The 16,488-nt window shown below is 45.7% G+C and carries 18 protein-coding genes; 9 read left to right on the top strand and 9 right to left on the bottom strand.

Annotated elements, in window-relative coordinates; translation table 11 throughout:
- Positions 1 to 18: 18 nt before the first annotated feature.
- Both BW928_RS03625 and BW928_RS03620 read left to right on the top strand, forming a co-directional pair.
- On the top strand, positions 19 to 741 hold the full coding sequence (locus tag BW928_RS03625; RefSeq protein WP_076554881.1) for a response regulator transcription factor: 723 nt from the start codon (positions 19 to 21) through the stop codon (positions 739 to 741).
- 74 nt (positions 742 to 815) lie between these two features.
- On the top strand, positions 816 to 2,402 hold the full coding sequence (locus tag BW928_RS03620; protein ID WP_076554880.1) for an ATP-binding protein: 1,587 nt from the start codon (positions 816 to 818) through the stop codon (positions 2,400 to 2,402).
- Here BW928_RS03620 and BW928_RS12065 read toward each other — a convergent pair.
- Positions 2,382 to 2,504, bottom strand: a complete 123-nt coding sequence (locus BW928_RS12065) for a hypothetical protein (protein ID WP_259741469.1) — start codon at positions 2,502 to 2,504, stop codon at positions 2,382 to 2,384. The two genes, BW928_RS03620 and BW928_RS12065, sit on opposite strands and share 21 nt — an antisense overlap.
- Before the next feature lie 14 nt (positions 2,505 to 2,518).
- Between BW928_RS12065 and metN the strand changes: the two genes are divergently transcribed.
- From metN to BW928_RS03605, 3 genes are all read left to right on the top strand, one after another.
- Positions 2,519 to 3,595 carry a methionine ABC transporter ATP-binding protein MetN gene (gene metN, locus BW928_RS03615; RefSeq protein ID WP_311195263.1) on the top strand — a complete coding sequence of 359 codons (1,077 nt, stop codon included), beginning with the start codon at positions 2,519 to 2,521 and terminating at the stop codon, positions 3,593 to 3,595.
- Between the two features lie 49 nt (positions 3,596 to 3,644).
- On the top strand, positions 3,645 to 4,340 hold the full coding sequence (locus BW928_RS03610) for a methionine ABC transporter permease (RefSeq protein ID WP_143821499.1): 696 nt from the start codon (positions 3,645 to 3,647) through the stop codon (positions 4,338 to 4,340).
- A gap of 166 nt (positions 4,341 to 4,506) precedes the next feature.
- Positions 4,507 to 5,346, top strand: a complete 840-nt coding sequence (locus BW928_RS03605) for a MetQ/NlpA family lipoprotein (protein WP_076554879.1) — start codon at positions 4,507 to 4,509, stop codon at positions 5,344 to 5,346.
- A 393-nt stretch (positions 5,347 to 5,739) separates the two neighbouring features.
- On the opposite strand, the gene ccmE is transcribed toward BW928_RS03605, so the two are convergent.
- From ccmE to BW928_RS03590, 3 genes are read right to left on the bottom strand one after another with little or no spacing between them, the layout of a single operon-like run.
- Positions 5,740 to 6,270, bottom strand: a complete 531-nt coding sequence (ccmE, locus tag BW928_RS03600) for a cytochrome c maturation protein CcmE (protein ID WP_076554878.1) — start codon at positions 6,268 to 6,270, stop codon at positions 5,740 to 5,742.
- A 17-nt stretch (positions 6,271 to 6,287) separates the two neighbouring features.
- A complete protein-coding gene (gene ccmD / locus BW928_RS03595) occupies positions 6,288 to 6,491 on the bottom strand; it encodes a heme exporter protein CcmD (protein ID WP_076554877.1) in 204 nt (67 codons plus the stop codon).
- Positions 6,492 to 6,493: 2 nt separating this feature from the next.
- Complete coding sequence (locus BW928_RS03590; RefSeq protein WP_076554876.1) at positions 6,494 to 7,309, bottom strand: heme ABC transporter permease; 816 nt, start codon at positions 7,307 to 7,309, stop codon at positions 6,494 to 6,496.
- A gap of 252 nt (positions 7,310 to 7,561) precedes the next feature.
- On the opposite strand from BW928_RS03590, the gene BW928_RS03585 reads away from it, so the two are divergent.
- Both BW928_RS03585 and BW928_RS03580 read left to right on the top strand, forming a co-directional pair.
- Positions 7,562 to 8,113, top strand: a complete 552-nt coding sequence (locus BW928_RS03585) for a hypothetical protein (protein ID WP_076554875.1) — start codon at positions 7,562 to 7,564, stop codon at positions 8,111 to 8,113.
- On the top strand, positions 8,110 to 9,261 hold the full coding sequence (locus tag BW928_RS03580) for a glutathionylspermidine synthase family protein (protein WP_076554874.1): 1,152 nt from the start codon (positions 8,110 to 8,112) through the stop codon (positions 9,259 to 9,261). The genes BW928_RS03585 and BW928_RS03580 overlap by 4 nt, the downstream gene beginning before the upstream one ends.
- 292 nt (positions 9,262 to 9,553) lie before the next feature.
- Here BW928_RS03580 and ssb read toward each other — a convergent pair whose 3' ends face one another.
- Both ssb and uvrA read right to left on the bottom strand, forming a co-directional pair.
- Positions 9,554 to 10,255, bottom strand: coding sequence for a single-stranded DNA-binding protein (ssb, locus tag BW928_RS03575; RefSeq protein WP_076554873.1), 702 nt, complete (start codon positions 10,253 to 10,255; stop codon positions 9,554 to 9,556).
- Positions 10,256 to 10,360: 105 nt separating this feature from the next.
- A complete protein-coding gene (gene uvrA / locus BW928_RS03570) occupies positions 10,361 to 13,246 on the bottom strand; it encodes an excinuclease ABC subunit UvrA (protein WP_076554872.1) in 2,886 nt (961 codons plus the stop codon).
- A gap of 418 nt (positions 13,247 to 13,664) precedes the next feature.
- Between uvrA and nadD the strand changes: the two genes are divergently transcribed.
- Together nadD and rsfS are read left to right on the top strand one after the other, a co-directional pair.
- Entirely contained in the window at positions 13,665 to 14,315 is a 651-nt protein-coding gene (gene nadD, locus BW928_RS03565) for a nicotinate (nicotinamide) nucleotide adenylyltransferase (protein WP_076554871.1), read from the top strand.
- A gap of 46 nt (positions 14,316 to 14,361) precedes the next feature.
- Positions 14,362 to 14,730, top strand: a complete 369-nt coding sequence (gene rsfS, locus BW928_RS03560; RefSeq protein ID WP_076554870.1) for a ribosome silencing factor — start codon at positions 14,362 to 14,364, stop codon at positions 14,728 to 14,730.
- A 107-nt stretch (positions 14,731 to 14,837) separates the two neighbouring features.
- Here the strand turns inward: rsfS and BW928_RS12060 are convergent, their stop codons facing one another.
- The 3 genes from BW928_RS12060 to BW928_RS03550 all read right to left on the bottom strand — a co-directional run.
- Positions 14,838 to 14,969, bottom strand: a complete 132-nt coding sequence (locus BW928_RS12060) for a hypothetical protein (protein WP_259741468.1) — start codon at positions 14,967 to 14,969, stop codon at positions 14,838 to 14,840.
- Between the two features lie 115 nt (positions 14,970 to 15,084).
- Positions 15,085 to 15,459: a DUF596 domain-containing protein gene (locus BW928_RS03555; protein WP_076554869.1), complete on the bottom strand. Its 375-nt coding sequence runs from the start codon at positions 15,457 to 15,459 to the stop codon at positions 15,085 to 15,087.
- Between the two features lie 3 nt (positions 15,460 to 15,462).
- Positions 15,463 to 16,488, bottom strand: a 1,026-nt coding sequence (locus BW928_RS03550; protein ID WP_227516538.1) for a VENN motif pre-toxin domain-containing protein, incomplete at its 5' end; no start/stop codon positions are given.

Raw genomic sequence — 16,488 nt, 5'->3', positions numbered from 1 at the left:
CTACAGACAGGTATTAAAATGAATAAACAAATCCTACTCATCGAAGACGATCCAGATTTGGCAGAATTAATCAGCGATTATCTGTCAATGAATTATTATGAAGTGCATCATGCTGCCACAGGACAGGCGGGGCTTGATATTTTGGAAGCCAAAGAGCGTGAAATTAGCTTGATTGTGCTGGATTTAATGCTGCCTGACATGGACGGTATGCAAGTCTGCCAAAAAGTGCGTGGCTCAAAAAATAACGCCATCAACAAAGTTCCCATCGTCATGCTAACCGCCAAAGGCGACACCACCGACCGTGTGCTGGGTCTTGAGATGGGTGCTGATGACTACATCGCCAAGCCCTTTGAACCTCGAGAATTGCTTGCCCGTATCCGTGCAGTATTGCGTCGCCACGAGACACCAAACCAAGCAGACACCAGCTCAGGCAGTCTAAGTTTTGGTCGCTTGACAGTGTATCCAGACAGCCACGAAGTTACCATTGACGAAAAAACCGTCCGTCTGACCACGCACCAATTCCAGTTGCTGCATTATTTTGCCACGCACGCAGGCAAGGTACTAAACCGTGAGCAGCTATGGCAAGCCATGCCAAATGATGACAGCTCGGAGAATATTGACCGTGCCATTGATGTGCATATTTCACGCTTGCGAGCCTTGATTGAAGACAATCCACGCCAGCCCAAACGCATCATCACCGTACGCGGAGTTGGCTATCAGTTTGCAACCGACCAAGTCTGATGACCAAGCCATCAAGCAGTCGCCTGATGGCTTAAAATAATACTGGCTGGCTACCCAACGCAAGGATTTTGTCAATGGCAAAACTGGCACATTATGGCAAGTTTGGCTTTCGTTCAATTTCAGCACGCTTATTTATCAGCGTGTTTTTGGCATTATTGACTTTTACCATCGCCTTTGTGATACTTTCACAATTTGCCCACAATAACTCCGATGATGCCAAAAATCGTGCCATCGCCAGCCAAATCATGACGCAGATTGAGCCGTTTTTGACCGAGGCTCGCACACTTACCGCCGAGAATAATTTGCTACAAGCTCGTTTTTCGCTGGCGGTTATCAAAAAAAGTTTTGATATTTTTGATGAAAGTCTCAATGCCAAAATCGGACTGTATAATGCTCAAGGGCGGCTGATGCTACAGACCGAAAATACAGAACTGCCACCAATTTTGCATCCTGAACCCCCTTGGATTAGCCAAATTTTCTCCCCCTCGCCTTCTCATACCGTTGTCAGCAGTCCGCTGGGTTTTTCGCTGTGGTACGAAAACCGCACACCCTCGCCAGAGCGGCCGCTGATGGCGTGGTTTAACCTGTTTTCGGGTACGATTTTATTATTTACCATCATGTCAGCGGTGCTGTGGTGGATTGCTCACAGCATTACTTGGCGAATCAATCAGCTAAGTCAGCAGATGAGCCGCTTGGGCGAAGGGGATTTTAGCGTGCGAGTGCCTGAAGAAGGCAATGACGAAATCGCCATCTTGGCACACGGCTTTAACCAATCTGCCGAAAAAATAGAACAGCTTATCAATGCCAACAATCTGCTTTTGGCACACGCCTCTCACGAGTTTCGCACGCCAATTACTCGCATTCGCCTACAGATTGAGATGATGCAAATGCTGCTTGATAAGCTCGATGACGAAACCAAAGAAAAATTCAACAAGCGTGCGGCAGCGGTCAATCGTGATTTGACAGGATTAAATGAGCTGGTTGAGAGTATTTTGCTTGTTTCACGCCTTGATGCTGGTCATGCTCTACAAGCAAGCGAGCAGGTTGATTTGTACGAGCTGGTTCGCCAAGAATGCCAGCACTACCCCGAAGCAGAACTGATTGGCGAGCCAATTTGGCTCATCGCCCAGCCCAAGCTGCTTACGCATTTGGTACGCAACCTGCTAAATAACGCCATGATTCATGGCATACCACCCGTGTCCGTCTATCTGTATCAAGTGGCACGGATTGATGATGCCGCCACCATTCCGCAAGCACTGCTTGACAATAATTCAGCCACAGACCCTGATACGCTTGTGATTAACAATGATGATACCGAACACAAAACACCAAGCGATTTTTTAAAACGCCTAACACGCAGCAAAGAAAAAGACAAAGCCAAATCCGACAAGGCAAACTATGCCGTGCTTGCATTTGTCGATGAAGGCACAGGCATTCCTGTGGACAAACGCGAGGATATTTTTAGCCCCTTTGTTCGCCTAAAACAGGAGAAAAAAGGCTCAGGGCTTGGCTTGTCATTGGTGGCACAAATCACCGAAGCCCACAGCGGCATCATCACAACAGACACTTGGCAAGGTCATACTCGCTTCTTGGTTGTACTACCGCTAAACGCCAAACCAAACCGCCAAGCCTTAGAACAATCACCCAAATCCGCACCATAAAATCGCCCAAACACTGCCAGTTGCCATCACCAAGCCAAACACGGGCAATTTGGCATGGGTAAATCCATCAAACTGTGCTATACTATCGTTATTTATTAGCATAATTTAGCAATCCAATGTCCACACACAGCCCAATGATTGCCCTATCTGGGGTCAGCAAGACTTTTATCATCAAAAAAGACGGCAAGCAAGATTCTTTCACTGCGGTGCAGCCGACCGATTTGTCCGTCCAAGCAGGCGAAATATATGGCATCATCGGTGCATCAGGTGCGGGCAAATCAACCTTGATTCGCTGCATTAATCTGCTTGAAGTGCCAACCACAGGGTCTGTGGTGGTTGATGGTACTGATTTAACCACGCTTAGCGAAAACCAACTGATACAAAAGCGGCGAAAAATCGGCATGATTTTTCAGCATTTTAATCTGCTGCATTCACGCACCGTTTTTGAAAACATCGCCCTGCCGCTGGAGCTGGCTGATACGCCGTCATTGGTTATTGAGCAAAAAGTGAACAAATTGCTTGATTTGGTTGGCTTGGCAGACAAAAAACACGCTTACCCTGCCAACTTATCAGGCGGACAAAAGCAGCGAGTGGCGATTGCTCGTGCCTTGGCTTCAGACCCCAAGGTGCTGCTGTGTGATGAGGCGACTTCGGCACTTGACCCTGCCACCACACAATCAATCCTAAAACTGCTCAAGCAAATCAACCAAAAACTTGGCATTACCATCTTGCTCATCACACACGAGATGAATGTCGTCAAGCAAATCTGCGACAAAGTAGCGGTCATTGACAAGGGCAGACTCATCGAACAAGGCACGGTCGGCGAGATTTTTGCCAACCCCCAAACCGAGCTTGCCAAAGCATTCATTCGTTCAACATTTCACATCGGCTTGCCTGATGATTTTTTAAATAAACTAACAAATGAACCTACTACCAACCGCTCGCCAGTCATCAAATGCGAATTTACAGGCAACTCGGTGGATATGCCCCTGTTTTCTCAAGCCTCCAAGCAATTTGGTGCAGAGTTTAATATTCTCACCTCACAAATGGACTATGCTGGCGGTGTGAAATTTGGCTTTACCATCTGTCAGGTGATTGGCGAACAAACAGCCGTCATGCAAGCGATCGAGTTTTTGCACGCTCATCGAGTAGACATTGAGGTATTGGGTTATTTGGACAATCCAAACTATTAAAATCAACATCAAGATTTCATCATTATTTAGATATTTTTAAGTATGGAGTATGCTTGTGTGGGACACTCTGATTGCTAATTTTACCAGCGAAATGCACCCAAAAATGTGGATGATGGTTGCCCAATCAACTTGGGAGACGCTCTATATGGGGCTGGTTGCCACGCTCATTGCCGTACTGGTTGGTCTGCCGCTGGGATTTTTGGCATTTTTGACTGACAAAGGTCGCATTTTCCAAAATCACACTGCCTTTGTTTTGTTGGACGCTGTTATCAATGTTGGTCGTTCCGTGCCGTTTATTATTTTGCTGATTATCCTGATGCCTGTTACGCGTTTTTTGGTCGGCACAACGCTTGGTACAACCGCAGCAATCGTGCCGCTTAGTGTCGCTGCCATTCCATTTTTTGCTCGCCTGACCGCCAATGCTTTGCTTGAAATCCCCACAGGGCTGACCGAAGCCGCCAAATCCATGGGGGCAACGCATTGGCAGATGATTAGCAAATACTACTTTGCCGAAAGTCTACCAAGCCTAATCAATGCCACAACGCTAACCTTGGTATCACTCATTGGCTACTCGGCGATGGCTGGCGTAGTCGGCGGCGGTGGCTTGGGCAGTCTTGCCATCAATTATGGAGAGCATCGCAATATGATTTATGTCAAATGGATTTCTACCATCATCATCGTTGCCATCGTGATGATTTTCCAAAAAATCGGTGATTTTATCGCAACAAAAGTCGATCATCGCTGATGGTGAATTTGGCTCATCTCTTTGTGAAAAAATTTCATAAGTTTAGGCATAATTTGCCGATGAAAACACTTGCCCTTGGCTGATATTTTGTGGTTTAATAACCAATAATTATCGTCCAAGTTTTATAAACTGTGTGGCATATTCAGACATTTTTAAGGATTTCACCATGAATTTTGGTAAGTTATTTGGTATCTGTGCTTTGGCATCAGGCATTGCTTTGGCTGGTTGTGGCAACAAACCTGCACAAACCACCGAAGCCCCTGCAGCAACAGACCCAACGGCACAAACCATCAAAGTTGGCGTAATGGCAGGGCCAGAACAAGCTGTCGCCGAAGTTGCTGGTAAGGTTGCCAAAGAAAAATACAACCTGACTGTTGAATTGGTTGAGTTTAATGATTATGCTCTGCCAAACACCGCTGTCTCAAATGGTGATTTGGACGCCAACGCCATGCAGCACAAGCCTTATCTTGACGAAGATACCGCCAAAAAAGGTCTGGATAACCTTGCCATTGTTGGCAATACATTCGTCTATCCTTTGGCTGGTTACTCAAAAACCATCAAAAACCTAAGCGAACTAAAAGATGGTGCTACCGTTGCTGTGCCAAATGACCCATCAAACTTGGCTCGTGCGTTGATTTTGCTTGAAAAACAAGGACTAATCAAACTAAAAGACAACAACAACCTGCTGTCCACCACGCTTGATATTGTCGAAAATCCAAAAAATCTAAAAATCAAAGAAGTGGACACTGCTGTGGCTGCTCGTGCGATTGACGATGTGGATTTGGCAGTAGTTAATAACAACTATGCAGGTCAAGCAGGTCTAAACGCCAGCGAACATGGCGTATTTGTCGAAGACAAACAGTCTCCTTATGTTAATATCATCGTGGCTCGTACGGACAATAAAGACTCTGAAGCGATTCAGAATTTTGTCAAAGCCTACCAAACTGACGAAGTAGAAGCCGAAGCCAAAAAGCAGTTTAAAGATGGTGTCGTAAAAGGCTGGTAAATTTTTCAACTTCCCCTCCCCCGCAAATTGGTGAAGTATGAAAGCACCCCAAAGTTACTTTTCGTTGCTTTGGGGTGTATTTTTATTGATAAGCCATGCAATCATATTGTAAGTTTTCTAGTCATGCACAATTCACCGTCAGCAAGGCATGGGCAACCAAACCACCTGCGACGCATCAATAGCCATCGCTTACTACAGCACATAGCCCTTGCCAGTAGGATGAATGAACGGATAGTCCATGGGCTTTATTTACCCCACTTGCAGGCTTAGCTGCCATTTTACAAATCACACTCAAGCTGCCAATATCAGCCAAAACAAAAAGCACAGAAATATCTGTGCTTGACTGCCAATATAAGCCTACCCCATTTGGTTTTTGGGTATTGTGCTTATATTTTATTTATCGTTCGTTGTTGGGGTGTTTTGCTTGTTTCGCTGATCAATTTCGCTCATCGTTGTTGCTGGAATGAACTGCTCTTTATTTACATCAACCCCTTGTGCAGCGTGTTCGGTTTTTAGCGATTTGGCAACCTCAGGCGGCATATAATTCTCATCATGCTTAGCCAGCACTTCGCTGGCGACAAAAACCCCTTCTTGCATTTGCCCCGTGGCAACAATGCCAGAGTTTTCGGCAAACAAGTCAGGCAAAACACCGCGATACACCACAGGCACTGTCGCCTTATAATCCGTGATGGAGAATTGGATATTCAGCGGATCGGCAGCATCTCGCTTGACGCTGCCTGCAACCACCATGCCCCCTGCACGAATTCGCTTGGCCTCAGGTGCCTGACCTGCAGCGATTGCTGTTGGGTCAAAATAATAATCGGTTTGATTACCAATGGCGTACAAAATCAACGCCACCGCCACCGCTGCACCGAGCAGCACGGCAAATACCCACATCAGTTTTTTTTGTCTTACGGTATTCATTTTTGCCCCTTTTTCGCCTAGTTGGTACGACGCTGTTTGTTGGTTAATCGCTTATTTGACTGGCGTTTTTTTAGTTTTTTTAGCACCATATTGCGTTCCGCTTTGGCATAAACAATCATACCAACTACCGCCAAAAATACAAAACCATAGCACAGCCAAACATAAAAGGCATGCCCACCCATCGCAATAAAGTCAGCAAAGTTTGCAAAATATGGTGTCATTATCACTCTCCATCGGCTCGCAAAAGCAGCCGCTGCACCCATGCCTTATTTGCCTCACGCAACAAAATCAGCGAATTGGTACGATAAATTGCCAATGCCGCCACCAAAAAATAAGCACCAAGCAGCATAATCAGCAGCGGCACCCACATTGATGCGTCCATTTTGGGTGCATTGGTGATGGAAAAAGTCGCCCCTTGGTGCAGCGTATTCCACCACTCGACCGAGTATTTAATGATGGGCAAATTCACCGCCCCGACAATGGACAAAATTGCCGCCGCCTTGCCTCGGTTGTTGCTGTGCTCAAATGCGACAAATAAAGCAATCACCCCAGCATACAAAAATGCCAAAATCAACATCGAAGTCAAGCGTGCGTCCCATACCCAATAAGTTCCCCAAGTTGGCTTGCCCCAGATTGAGCCTGTCAAAAGACTTAGCACGCAACACACAAAGCCAATCGGAGCAATGGCTTGGGCAACCAAATTGGCGGTTTTGATTTTCCATACCAAAAAAATCACCCCAAGCACGCTCATGGCAAAATAAATACTCATGGCAAGGCTGGCTGCTGGCACATGGATAAAAATAATACGGTATGAATTGCCCTGTAGATAATCGGCAGGAGCAAATCCCAATCCCCATATCAGCCCAGCAGCAAGCAGCACTGCAGCAATGCTGGCAAGATACTTCACCCAAGGTGAGAAAATCTGAAAAAACCGCTCCGTTCCCACGGTGGTCAAAAATGCTTGCCACAGGCGATTAAAAAAACCGCCACGCTGATTATTTGTATTATTGTTGTGCAAAGCTGGGGTGTCTTTTGGCATAAATCACCTAGCTGGTTGTGCTGTTTTAGCGTTAATAAATGCCCTATTATAGCACATCACAACCATGCTTGCCATTATCCTACAAGCACAACAGTCTGAATAATCCATCTGACTGCCAAAGGCTTGCAAAATTTATCATTTAACTGCATAATGCACTTAGTTTATACATCACGCCATCATCTGCTAAGGCTGCGGTGATTGGCTTGGATTTTGTTCCGTGTATTTTTGGATAATTTGCTTTTGGATAATCGTATGAGACAATCAACCCTTGCCAAAAAATCTTATAAATCATCAAACATCTCTTTGGTGCTGCTTGGTACGGCTGGCCTGTTGAGTGCCTGTTCGCCAACCGACACGCCACAAACCACACAACAAGTCCAGCAATCACAACAACCCAGCTACACCAGTGCCGAAGCCCAAGCCCTGCAAGAGCAAGCTGCCGCCTTGCAAGCTCAGGCTGCCGAACTTGAGGCTCAAGCTCAAGCCGCTGCCGCTGGTGAGCAGCAAGGTGAAGCCACCGCAACTGATGGTAGCGGTGCGGGCAGTATGCTTGCCGCCGCTGCCGCTGGTGCTGCTGCAGGATATATTGCCAGCAAAGCCGCTGGCAACAAGGCAGCCACCGCCACTGCCTCACAAACTGCCCAAACGCCCACAACCACCCAGCAACCAGCCCAAAATCCGCAGCAACAAGCAGCAAACAACAATCGCCAAACACTGGCTCAAGCCACCCAAGACAACAAAACAGGCACAACTCGTCAAGGCTTTGGACAGACAGGCAGTGCAACTGGCAGCACAGCTTCATGAAACGCATTGCTGTTACTGCTCGCCCTGACTGGCAAGAGCAGATGGCTCGTATTGGTTTTGATTACCACAGCATTGATGGCAACTATTGGCAAGAAGATGCTTGTTATCTGTTTAACGAAAAACAAATAACCATCATCGAAGATGCCACCAATGAGCTGCACCAAATGTATCTGCAGGCTATCGCCCATGTCATCAAAACAGGCGACTATGCCATGCTTGGTATTAATGATGATGCAGCGGCGTTGATTGAGTCAAGTTTTCGCAATCAGCAATTTAGCCTGTATGGTCGTTTTGATTTGTGCTTTGATGGTATCAATCCACCCAAATTGTACGAATACAATGCCGATACCCCAACCTCATTGTTTGAGGCAAGTGTTGCCCAGTGGTATTGGTTACAGGCACAAACAGGTATGCTTGCTGATGCCGACCAGTTTAACAGTATTCATGAACGGTTGTTGCTAGAATTTGGGCAATTGGCACACACCATTGGCAATCACACGCTGCATTTTGCGGCAGTCTCTGCCAGCGTGGAGGATTTGACAACCACTCGCTACCTGCAAGATGTCGCCATACAGGCAGGGCTTAGCACGGATTATTTGGACATTGGTACAATCGGCTATCGTAGCCACGATGGCAAATTTACCGACACCAAAGACACAATCATCACGCATTTATTTAAGCTGTATCCATGGGAGTGGTTGCTTGACGAACCTTTTGGTCAATACATCACTCATGCAGGCACGCAATTTATCGAACCTGCCTATAAGCTATTACTAAGCAATAAAGCCATGCTTGCTGTGCTGTGGCAGCTGTTTGGCAATCACCCAAATCTACTGCCAGCAAGCCTCGATGCCAAGCAATTAACTGGCAATGTCGTCAAAAAACCCTTTTTCTCACGCGAGGGGGCAAATGTCAGCTTGCAGCACAACGGTTCACTGCTTGCTACCGATGGGCAATATGGCAAAGAAGGTTGTGTTTATCAAGCCATGCAGCCTTTGCCAAAATTTCATAACAATCAGGGCAAAGAAGTCTATGCGGTTGTTGGCAGCTGGGTGGTGGGTCATGGTGCAGCTGGCATGGGCATTCGCGAGGACAGTACGCTGATTACCAAAGATACCAGCCTGTTTGTGCCACACGCATTTATCTAAAATCGCCCATCGGTCAGTGTTACAGCCTGACTGATGGACAGCATTGGGAAATTATCAAACTTATCAATTTTGCAAAATAAATTTGACCGCCCCATTGCCAGACTGCACTTGTTAAACCACCCAAAATCTCCTTAATGCCATCAAAAAACTGCACCCAAGACAGCCAAGTGTTTCAAATCAGCTGACAAGATTTTTTGTCATAACCTGTCATGGGTTGAATGTTATCAAATCAACAAAAAAAGACCTTGTTGCCCAAGGTCTTTTTGTGTTTTTTAATGATCCCATCAGACAATTAGAATGGAATATCATCATCAGCAACACCCGCTGCTGGCGAGATGACAGGCTTGTCAGCTGGCGGTGCGGCTGGTTTTTGAAAAGAGTTATGCTGTGCCATATTGTTGCCCTGTGCTGACATATCAGCACGGCTATTCATCGGAGCAGCTTGAGCATTATCCGAGGACGCAAACTGATTATTGTACGGCATATTATTTGGCTGATGGCCATAGTTGTTTTGGGCTGGTCGGTTGTTGTAGCCCTGATTTTGGTTTGTGGTATAACCTTGATTATAGCCACCTTGACCCTGCCCTGCATAGTGATTTGGCTGGTTTTGATAGCCACCATAGCCACCATTTTGATTAAAATCGCCACCGCCATTGCCACCACGAGTGCCAAGCATCTGCATGGTATCAGCACGCACTTCGGTGCTGTAGCGTTCTTGCCCTGTTTGTGTGTCAGTCCATTTGCGTGTACGCAAACTACCCTCAACATAAATCTGCGAACCCTTACGCAGGTATTGTTGTACGATTTCGGCAAGTTTGTTATTAAACACCACACGATGCCACTCGGTATGCTCCTTGCGTTCGCCAGTATTGCGGTCTGTCCAGCGTTCGCTGGTGGCAATAGAGACCGTAGCAAGCATACCGCCATTATCAAATTGTCTAACTTCTGGGTCGTTACCTAGATTACCCACAAGAATTACCTTATTGACACTCATACGATTTCCTTTTTTGTTAATCAGTGGTGAATATCAGCATTCACAAGATTGATTATAACCAAACTTTGCCAAATTTTCCAAAACAATTTGCCAAATTTTGTAATTTTATGGATTTTGTCGCTCAAGCATCGGTCTTAAAAATCTGCCCGTATGCGATTTATCGTCCGCCGCGACTGTCTCTGGCGTACCAGTGGCAACGATTTGTCCACCGCCACTGCCACCTTCGTAGCCCAAATCAACAATCCAATCGGCTGTTTTGATGACATCCAAATTATGCTCAATGACCACCACCGTATTGCCTCGATCTCGCAGTGTGTGCAAAATGTGCAAAAGTTTGGCAATGTCATGAAAATGTAGCCCCGTGGTCGGCTCGTCCAAAATATACAAAGTCTGCCCTGTGTCTCTTTTGGCAAGCTCTTTGGCAAGTTTGACACGCTGTGCTTCACCACCCGACAGAGTCGTTGCCGATTGTCCCAAGCGAATATAATCCAGCCCCACTTCATGCAACGCCTGCAGACGGCGGAAAATGACAGGAATCGGCTCAAAAAACGCCAACGCCTCCTCAACGGTCATGTCCAGCACATCGGCGATGGATTTGCCTTTGTATTGCACCTCAAGCGTTTCACGATTATACCGCTTGCCATGGCAGGCGTCGCACGGCACATACATATCGGGCAAAAAGTGCATCTCTACCTTAATCAACCCATCGCCTTGGCACACTTCACAGCGACCGCCTTTGACATTAAAGCTAAACCGCCCTGCCTTATAGCCCCTTGCTCGTGCCTCAACTGTCTGGGTAAACAAATCACGAATCAGCGTAAACACCCCTGTATAAGTTGCAGGATTACTGCGTGGCGTGCGTCCAATTGGGCTTTGGTCAATATCTACCATCTTGTCCAAATGCTCAAGCCCTGTGATTTTTTCATACTTTTCTGGCACAAGCGTACTGGCATGGTTCAATGCCGTGGCAGCCAGTGGCATCAAAGTACGATTAATCAATGTAGACTTGCCAGAGCCAGAAACGCCTGTAATGCAGGTCATCACACCGATGGGAATTTGCAGATTGACATTTTTTAGATTATTGCCAGACGCTCCCACAAGCTCAATAAACAACGGCTCGCGGTGGGTTTTTTTGCCTTTTTTTATCTCAAGTGTTTTTGGCTGATGGCGAACTTCTGGTACGGCTATGAACCGCTTGCCAGACAGATACTCGCCTGTTAATGAGCCAGCGGTTGCTGCCACTTGCTCGGCGGTGCCAGCTGCCACCACACGCCCACCATGTACCCCAGCACCGACACCGATATCGATGATATGGTCGGCTTGGCGTATGGCATCTTCATCATGCTCAACCACCACCACCGTATTGCCCAAATCTCGCAAGTGCGTCAAAGTGGATAGTAGGCGGTCATTATCTCGCTGGTGCAGCCCAATGGACGGCTCATCAAGCACATACATCACCCCCATCAAGCCTGCACCAATCTGACTTGCCAAGCGAATCCGCTGTGCCTCACCACCAGAGAGCGTCTCTGCCGAACGAGCAAGGGTCAAATAATCCAAACCGACTTTGGTCAAAAAGCCCAATCGCTCACGGATTTCTTTAAAAATTTTGTCGGCAACCTCACCCTTGGCACCCTCTATTGTTAAGTTTTGGTAATAATTCCATGCTTCTGAAATCGGCAAATGAATAATCTCGCCAATGACGCGATTGTCCACACGCACATGGCGGGCAATGTCATTTAGACGCACGCCATCACAAGCATTACAAGTGGTATCGGACAGATATTGTGCCAATTCATCACGCACCAAATTGCTGGTTGTGCTGGCATAACGGCGTTCCAAATAGGGCAAAATCCCCTCAAATGGCACGGTCTTGGTGGTTTTGCGTCCTCGCTCATCGGTGAAGTTAAATTCAATTTTCTCTTTGCCAGAGCCTTGCAAAATCACGCTTTGCTCTTTGGTAGAAAGCTGTTGCCAAGGCTTATCCATGTCGATGCCAAAATGGCGGCACACGGTAGATAACAAACCAAAATAATAAGCATGGCGTTTGTCCCAACCATGGATTGCCCCTTGGTTGAGCGACTTGTCAGGGTGGGTTACGATGCGTTCGGCAGCAAAATACTGACGCTTGCCCAAGCCATCACACGCAGAACAAGCACCAGCAGGATTATTAAAACTAAACAATCTTGGCTCAAGCTCGCTGACCGCCTTATCGCACACAGGGCAGGAATGCTTGGCGGACAAAATTTGCTCATCATCACCACAAGGATTGCCGTCCATGTGCGACAAAATGGCAATATCGCCGCCCAATTTTAATGCCACCTCAAGGCTTTCGGCAACACGATTGCCCAAATCCTCACGCACCTTAAAACGGTCTACCACCACCTCGATGCTGTGTTTTTTATTTTTCTCCAACGCTGGCAATTCATCAGTATCATAAACCACGCCATCAATGCGAACTTTATTAAATCCCTGTGCCTGCAATCCTTCCAAAAGAGCGATATGCTCCCCTTTGCGTTCACGCACCACAGGTGCCAAAATCATCAATTTGCTATCCATGGGCAAAGCCATGACACCATCAACCATCTGACTGATGGTCTGTGCCACCATCGGCTCATTATGCTCTGGGCAATATGGCACACCCACGCGTGCAAACAGCAGTCGCAAATAATCATACACTTCGGTAATCGTACCAACCGTTGAGCGAGGGTTGTGGTTGGTGGATTTTTGCTCGATGGCGATGGCAGGCGACAAGCCTTCGATGCTATCAACATCTGGCTTTTCCATTTGCGACAAAAACTGGCGTGCATAAGCCGATAAACTCTCGACATAGCGGCGTTGTCCTTCGGCATAGAGCGTATCAAACGCCAATGACGACTTGCCTGAGCCTGACAAACCTGTGATGACCACAAATTTATCACGAGGAATATCGACATCAATGTTTTTAAGATTGTGCGTGCGTGCACCACGGATACTGATTTTGTCGTGTGCCATAAAGTGCCTTTTTTGGATAAAATAAAGCCTGAGCAGCCATGCGATTTATTCGCCATCAATCCATCAACAGACAGTAAGCATGAGCATAGCTGGGCTACAAAAACAGTTATTATAAGACAAAATGGCACAAAATGGGCAAAATTAAACTTAAGAAATTGTAAGCAGCTCACCAAAATCTCAAATGACTTGGTCGTCTTGGGTTAAAATATTTTGGGCAAAATTGCCCACCATCACCAATCTGTAATTTTAAATGCCACAAGGCAAACACAGCCATCTTATACCAAGAAATTAATGCAATAAACCGCCAAAACCATCACCAAAAACACAAAACCAGTATAACAAAACACCAAATGACTATTATCAATGGCGGACAAATTTGCTACACTGATGCCAATCCACTGCCTTATTAGGATTAATAATGACCTATCGCATCTATCTTGGTGGCTCCTTTGACCCCATTCATCATGCTCATCTACAAATGGCGATGGCGGCATTTCGGCGATTAAGCCTGCTTGGCTTGCCAGCAACAATATCCCTGCTGCCCACCGCAGGCAATCCGTTTAAACCACCGCCAACACCTGCCATGCACCGCATGAATATGATTGAGCACGCCATCACACCACTGATTGCAAGCGGTATCATGATTGGTATTGATGATTCTGAGCTGGCACGCACACCGCCGATTTATACCATTGACACGGTGCGATTATTACAAAAAAAATACCCCAACGATGTGCTGATTTTTGTCATCGGTGGCGACAGCTTGCACACTTTGCCAACATGGCACAGCCACGAGAAACTCATCAATGCAGTCAAATTATGGGCGTTTGGGCGGATTGGCACAGCAGACAAGATTGACGCATCGCTGATGGCACGCTGCACGACAGATTTATCGCAGTTCTTGGCAGAAAATGGTCGCATTTTTTTGGACAGCTCGCCGATTGCTGCCATGTCATCAAGCCAAATTCGCACCTTAATCGCCAAGCAAAACTGGCAACAAGCCACCGACTTGGTCAATGATGAAGTACTGGCGTATATCTTGACAAATAAACTATACCAAACTGGCTAACTGTGCTATAATTTTTGATTGCAATAAATTTATCAAAACGACAATTATGACAACTTTAACTTTAGAGCAGACTTTAGCACTGATTATAGAAACTCTGGACGATTTGAAGGCCAAAAACATCACCACGCTTGAGATTGAGCATTTGACCGAAGTTGCCGAACGCATCATCATCTGCGATGCGACAAGCAAACGCCATGTCAAGGCATTGGCGGATAAACTTGGGGCGGCAACCAAGGCGGCAGGACTGGCACCGCTTGGTCGTGAGGGCGACAAGGACAGCGATTGGACGCTTGTGGACTTGGGCTCGGTGGTGGTGCATATCATGACACCGCAAGCCCGTGAATTTTATGACCTAGAAGGCTTGTGGTCATCGCCAGAAGCCCTAAAAGACTTGGCAGTTCAGGCTCGTGCCTAATTTGCAAGAGACTTTCACACAATCAACCTGTGCTTGAGTGGCGTTTGAGCATCATCGTGGTAATAAAACTCTGATTTGTTTGTGATGTTTGCATATCTACAAACAAATCATGCCCTAGCTTGGTTGCCATCAATCATGACTGCTGGATAGCGATTTGTCATCCAATCCCCAACCATCTCACCGATGATAGCACCTAAAGCACCTGCTTTACAAGCCTCGCCTTTGGCTTTGGCTGCCACACAGCCTGTTAAACCAGCAGAGATTTTATGTATGCTGTTATTGATGATACCAGTGTCATTGACAGTTACCGCGATTCATTGTAGAGTCTCTGTCAAAGTCTTCTTGGTGTGGTTTTCAACTTCCATAATAACTACCATCATCTTGTCTCCACATGACAGGCGGAGCGGATATATAGAAATACAGATTAACATCATCATCAAGCCCATCAGTAGCTTCTTTCGGAAAACTATCCTTAAGATACTGTATAATCTCTTCTGTTGGTGCTTCCCAAACTCTTCTCTCAAATGGAACACCCTCAATATAAGGTACATCAAACTTAATTAAGCCATCATCTAAAGCATCTTTGGTCAGCTGAAAAAATAAAGTTTTTTGATCTTCGAATGAGATTTCTGGTATGTATCCAGAAATATGATCAAATAAAGCAGAAAACCATAAATTTTTTGCACTGTCATAGATTTCTTGTTTTAATTCATCAGAAATCTGAATCATAACTTATTTCCTTAAAAATTTAATTTCTGTTCTTTTGCTCTTATGTGCAAAACCACTTGGAATATCAATCGTCCAAACAGAGCCTGTTTTGTTAGCACTTGAAGCAAAGACTCTGAGATTAAAATTACCATACGGTGTTTTAGCAACATAAACAATTCCTTTATTTGGGATGTTTCTTGGTGGAGGTAATGGCTGACCAGTAAGATCCATAAAATATCGTTTTACTTCTTCATCGCCCACCCCTTTGAATATACGAGTTAATCCTGAACTATTTGCTTCTTGATGCAGTGTTTTATTGCCAATTTTGATACTTTTGCTTGCGTTATTTTCATCAAATAGTTTACGAAGCTCATTTACTTTCTCTGCCTGAATACCTTTAGCAGTAATCTTTTCATGCCGATCACGGCGATAATTTGCATTATTTTTGCCAATATTGTTTGCAGGTTTGTTTACAACCGCTTCAGAAACTACTCTACCACTTTTTTTAACAACCGCTTTTGCAGATGTACCGCCAGGGATTGGGATAATATCAAGTATGAAGTTTTTATAACCTTCACTGATTTCATTTTGTGTTGCGTATCTTTGACCTTGTTTTGGTAGGCAAGATTGTGTTGTAGTCCGTACACAAATAATAAAATCATTATTGCTGTTTTTTAAATAGGTGATGTTTTCTGATAATTCAGCAAGATTGTCTGGAATATCTTTAATCGCCTGTAGCTGCTCCTTAGCATAAGTACCATCTGCATCATCAGTAATTTGATTCCACTCATGCCCCAGCATAATTCTAGCGGTAGAATTCCACCTAACCGCTTCAGAAGCCATATTTGCTGCGGTGTTGATATCTTTATCAAAGATAAAGGCAGCAAAGCTTGCAGCTAGGCGAGATTCATTGATGATTTGTTGTCTTTGTTTGTCGGTTAATGTGTTTGGATTATCTATTTTTCTATCCGCCCACATCTCACCTATCATAGCACCTAGGGCAGCTGATTCACAGTCATTTTTGGCAATTTCAGCAGAGATACAGCCTGT

Source organism: Moraxella cuniculi DSM 21768 (assembly GCF_900156515.1).
GTDB classification, from domain to species: Bacteria; Pseudomonadota; Gammaproteobacteria; order Pseudomonadales; family Moraxellaceae; genus Moraxella; species Moraxella cuniculi.
Note: the sequence above shows the minus strand (reverse complement) of the source record. Positions and strands in the feature narration are given on the sequence as shown.

What these genes read in the sequence shown, in the direction of transcription:
- nadD (WP_076554871.1), top strand. Translation starts at nt 13,665, where the DNA reads ATGACCTATCGCATCTATCTTGGTGGCTCCTTTGACCCCATTCATCAT.
- BW928_RS03625 (WP_076554881.1), top strand. Translation starts at nt 19, where the DNA reads ATGAATAAACAAATCCTACTCATCGAAGACGATCCAGATTTGGCAGAA.
- ccmE (WP_076554878.1), bottom strand. Translation starts at nt 6,270, where the DNA reads ATGAATACCGTAAGACAAAAAAAACTGATGTGGGTATTTGCCGTGCTG.
- metN (WP_311195263.1), top strand. Translation starts at nt 2,519, where the DNA reads ATGTCCACACACAGCCCAATGATTGCCCTATCTGGGGTCAGCAAGACT.
- BW928_RS03620 (WP_076554880.1), top strand. Translation starts at nt 816, where the DNA reads ATGGCAAAACTGGCACATTATGGCAAGTTTGGCTTTCGTTCAATTTCA.
- BW928_RS03610 (WP_143821499.1), top strand. Translation starts at nt 3,645, where the DNA reads ATGCTTGTGTGGGACACTCTGATTGCTAATTTTACCAGCGAAATGCAC.
- BW928_RS12065 (WP_259741469.1), bottom strand. Translation starts at nt 2,504, where the DNA reads ATGCTAATAAATAACGATAGTATAGCACAGTTTGATGGATTTACCCAT.
- BW928_RS03585 (WP_076554875.1), top strand. Translation starts at nt 7,562, where the DNA reads ATGAGACAATCAACCCTTGCCAAAAAATCTTATAAATCATCAAACATC.
- uvrA (WP_076554872.1), bottom strand. Translation starts at nt 13,246, where the DNA reads ATGGCACACGACAAAATCAGTATCCGTGGTGCACGCACGCACAATCTT.
- BW928_RS03555 (WP_076554869.1), bottom strand. Translation starts at nt 15,459, where the DNA reads ATGATTCAGATTTCTGATGAATTAAAACAAGAAATCTATGACAGTGCA.
- BW928_RS03580 (WP_076554874.1), top strand. Translation starts at nt 8,110, where the DNA reads ATGAAACGCATTGCTGTTACTGCTCGCCCTGACTGGCAAGAGCAGATG.
- ccmD (WP_076554877.1), bottom strand. Translation starts at nt 6,491, where the DNA reads ATGACACCATATTTTGCAAACTTTGCTGACTTTATTGCGATGGGTGGG.
- rsfS (WP_076554870.1), top strand. Translation starts at nt 14,362, where the DNA reads ATGACAACTTTAACTTTAGAGCAGACTTTAGCACTGATTATAGAAACT.
- BW928_RS03605 (WP_076554879.1), top strand. Translation starts at nt 4,507, where the DNA reads ATGAATTTTGGTAAGTTATTTGGTATCTGTGCTTTGGCATCAGGCATT.
- BW928_RS03590 (WP_076554876.1), bottom strand. Translation starts at nt 7,309, where the DNA reads ATGCCAAAAGACACCCCAGCTTTGCACAACAATAATACAAATAATCAG.
- ssb (WP_076554873.1), bottom strand. Translation starts at nt 10,255, where the DNA reads ATGAGTGTCAATAAGGTAATTCTTGTGGGTAATCTAGGTAACGACCCA.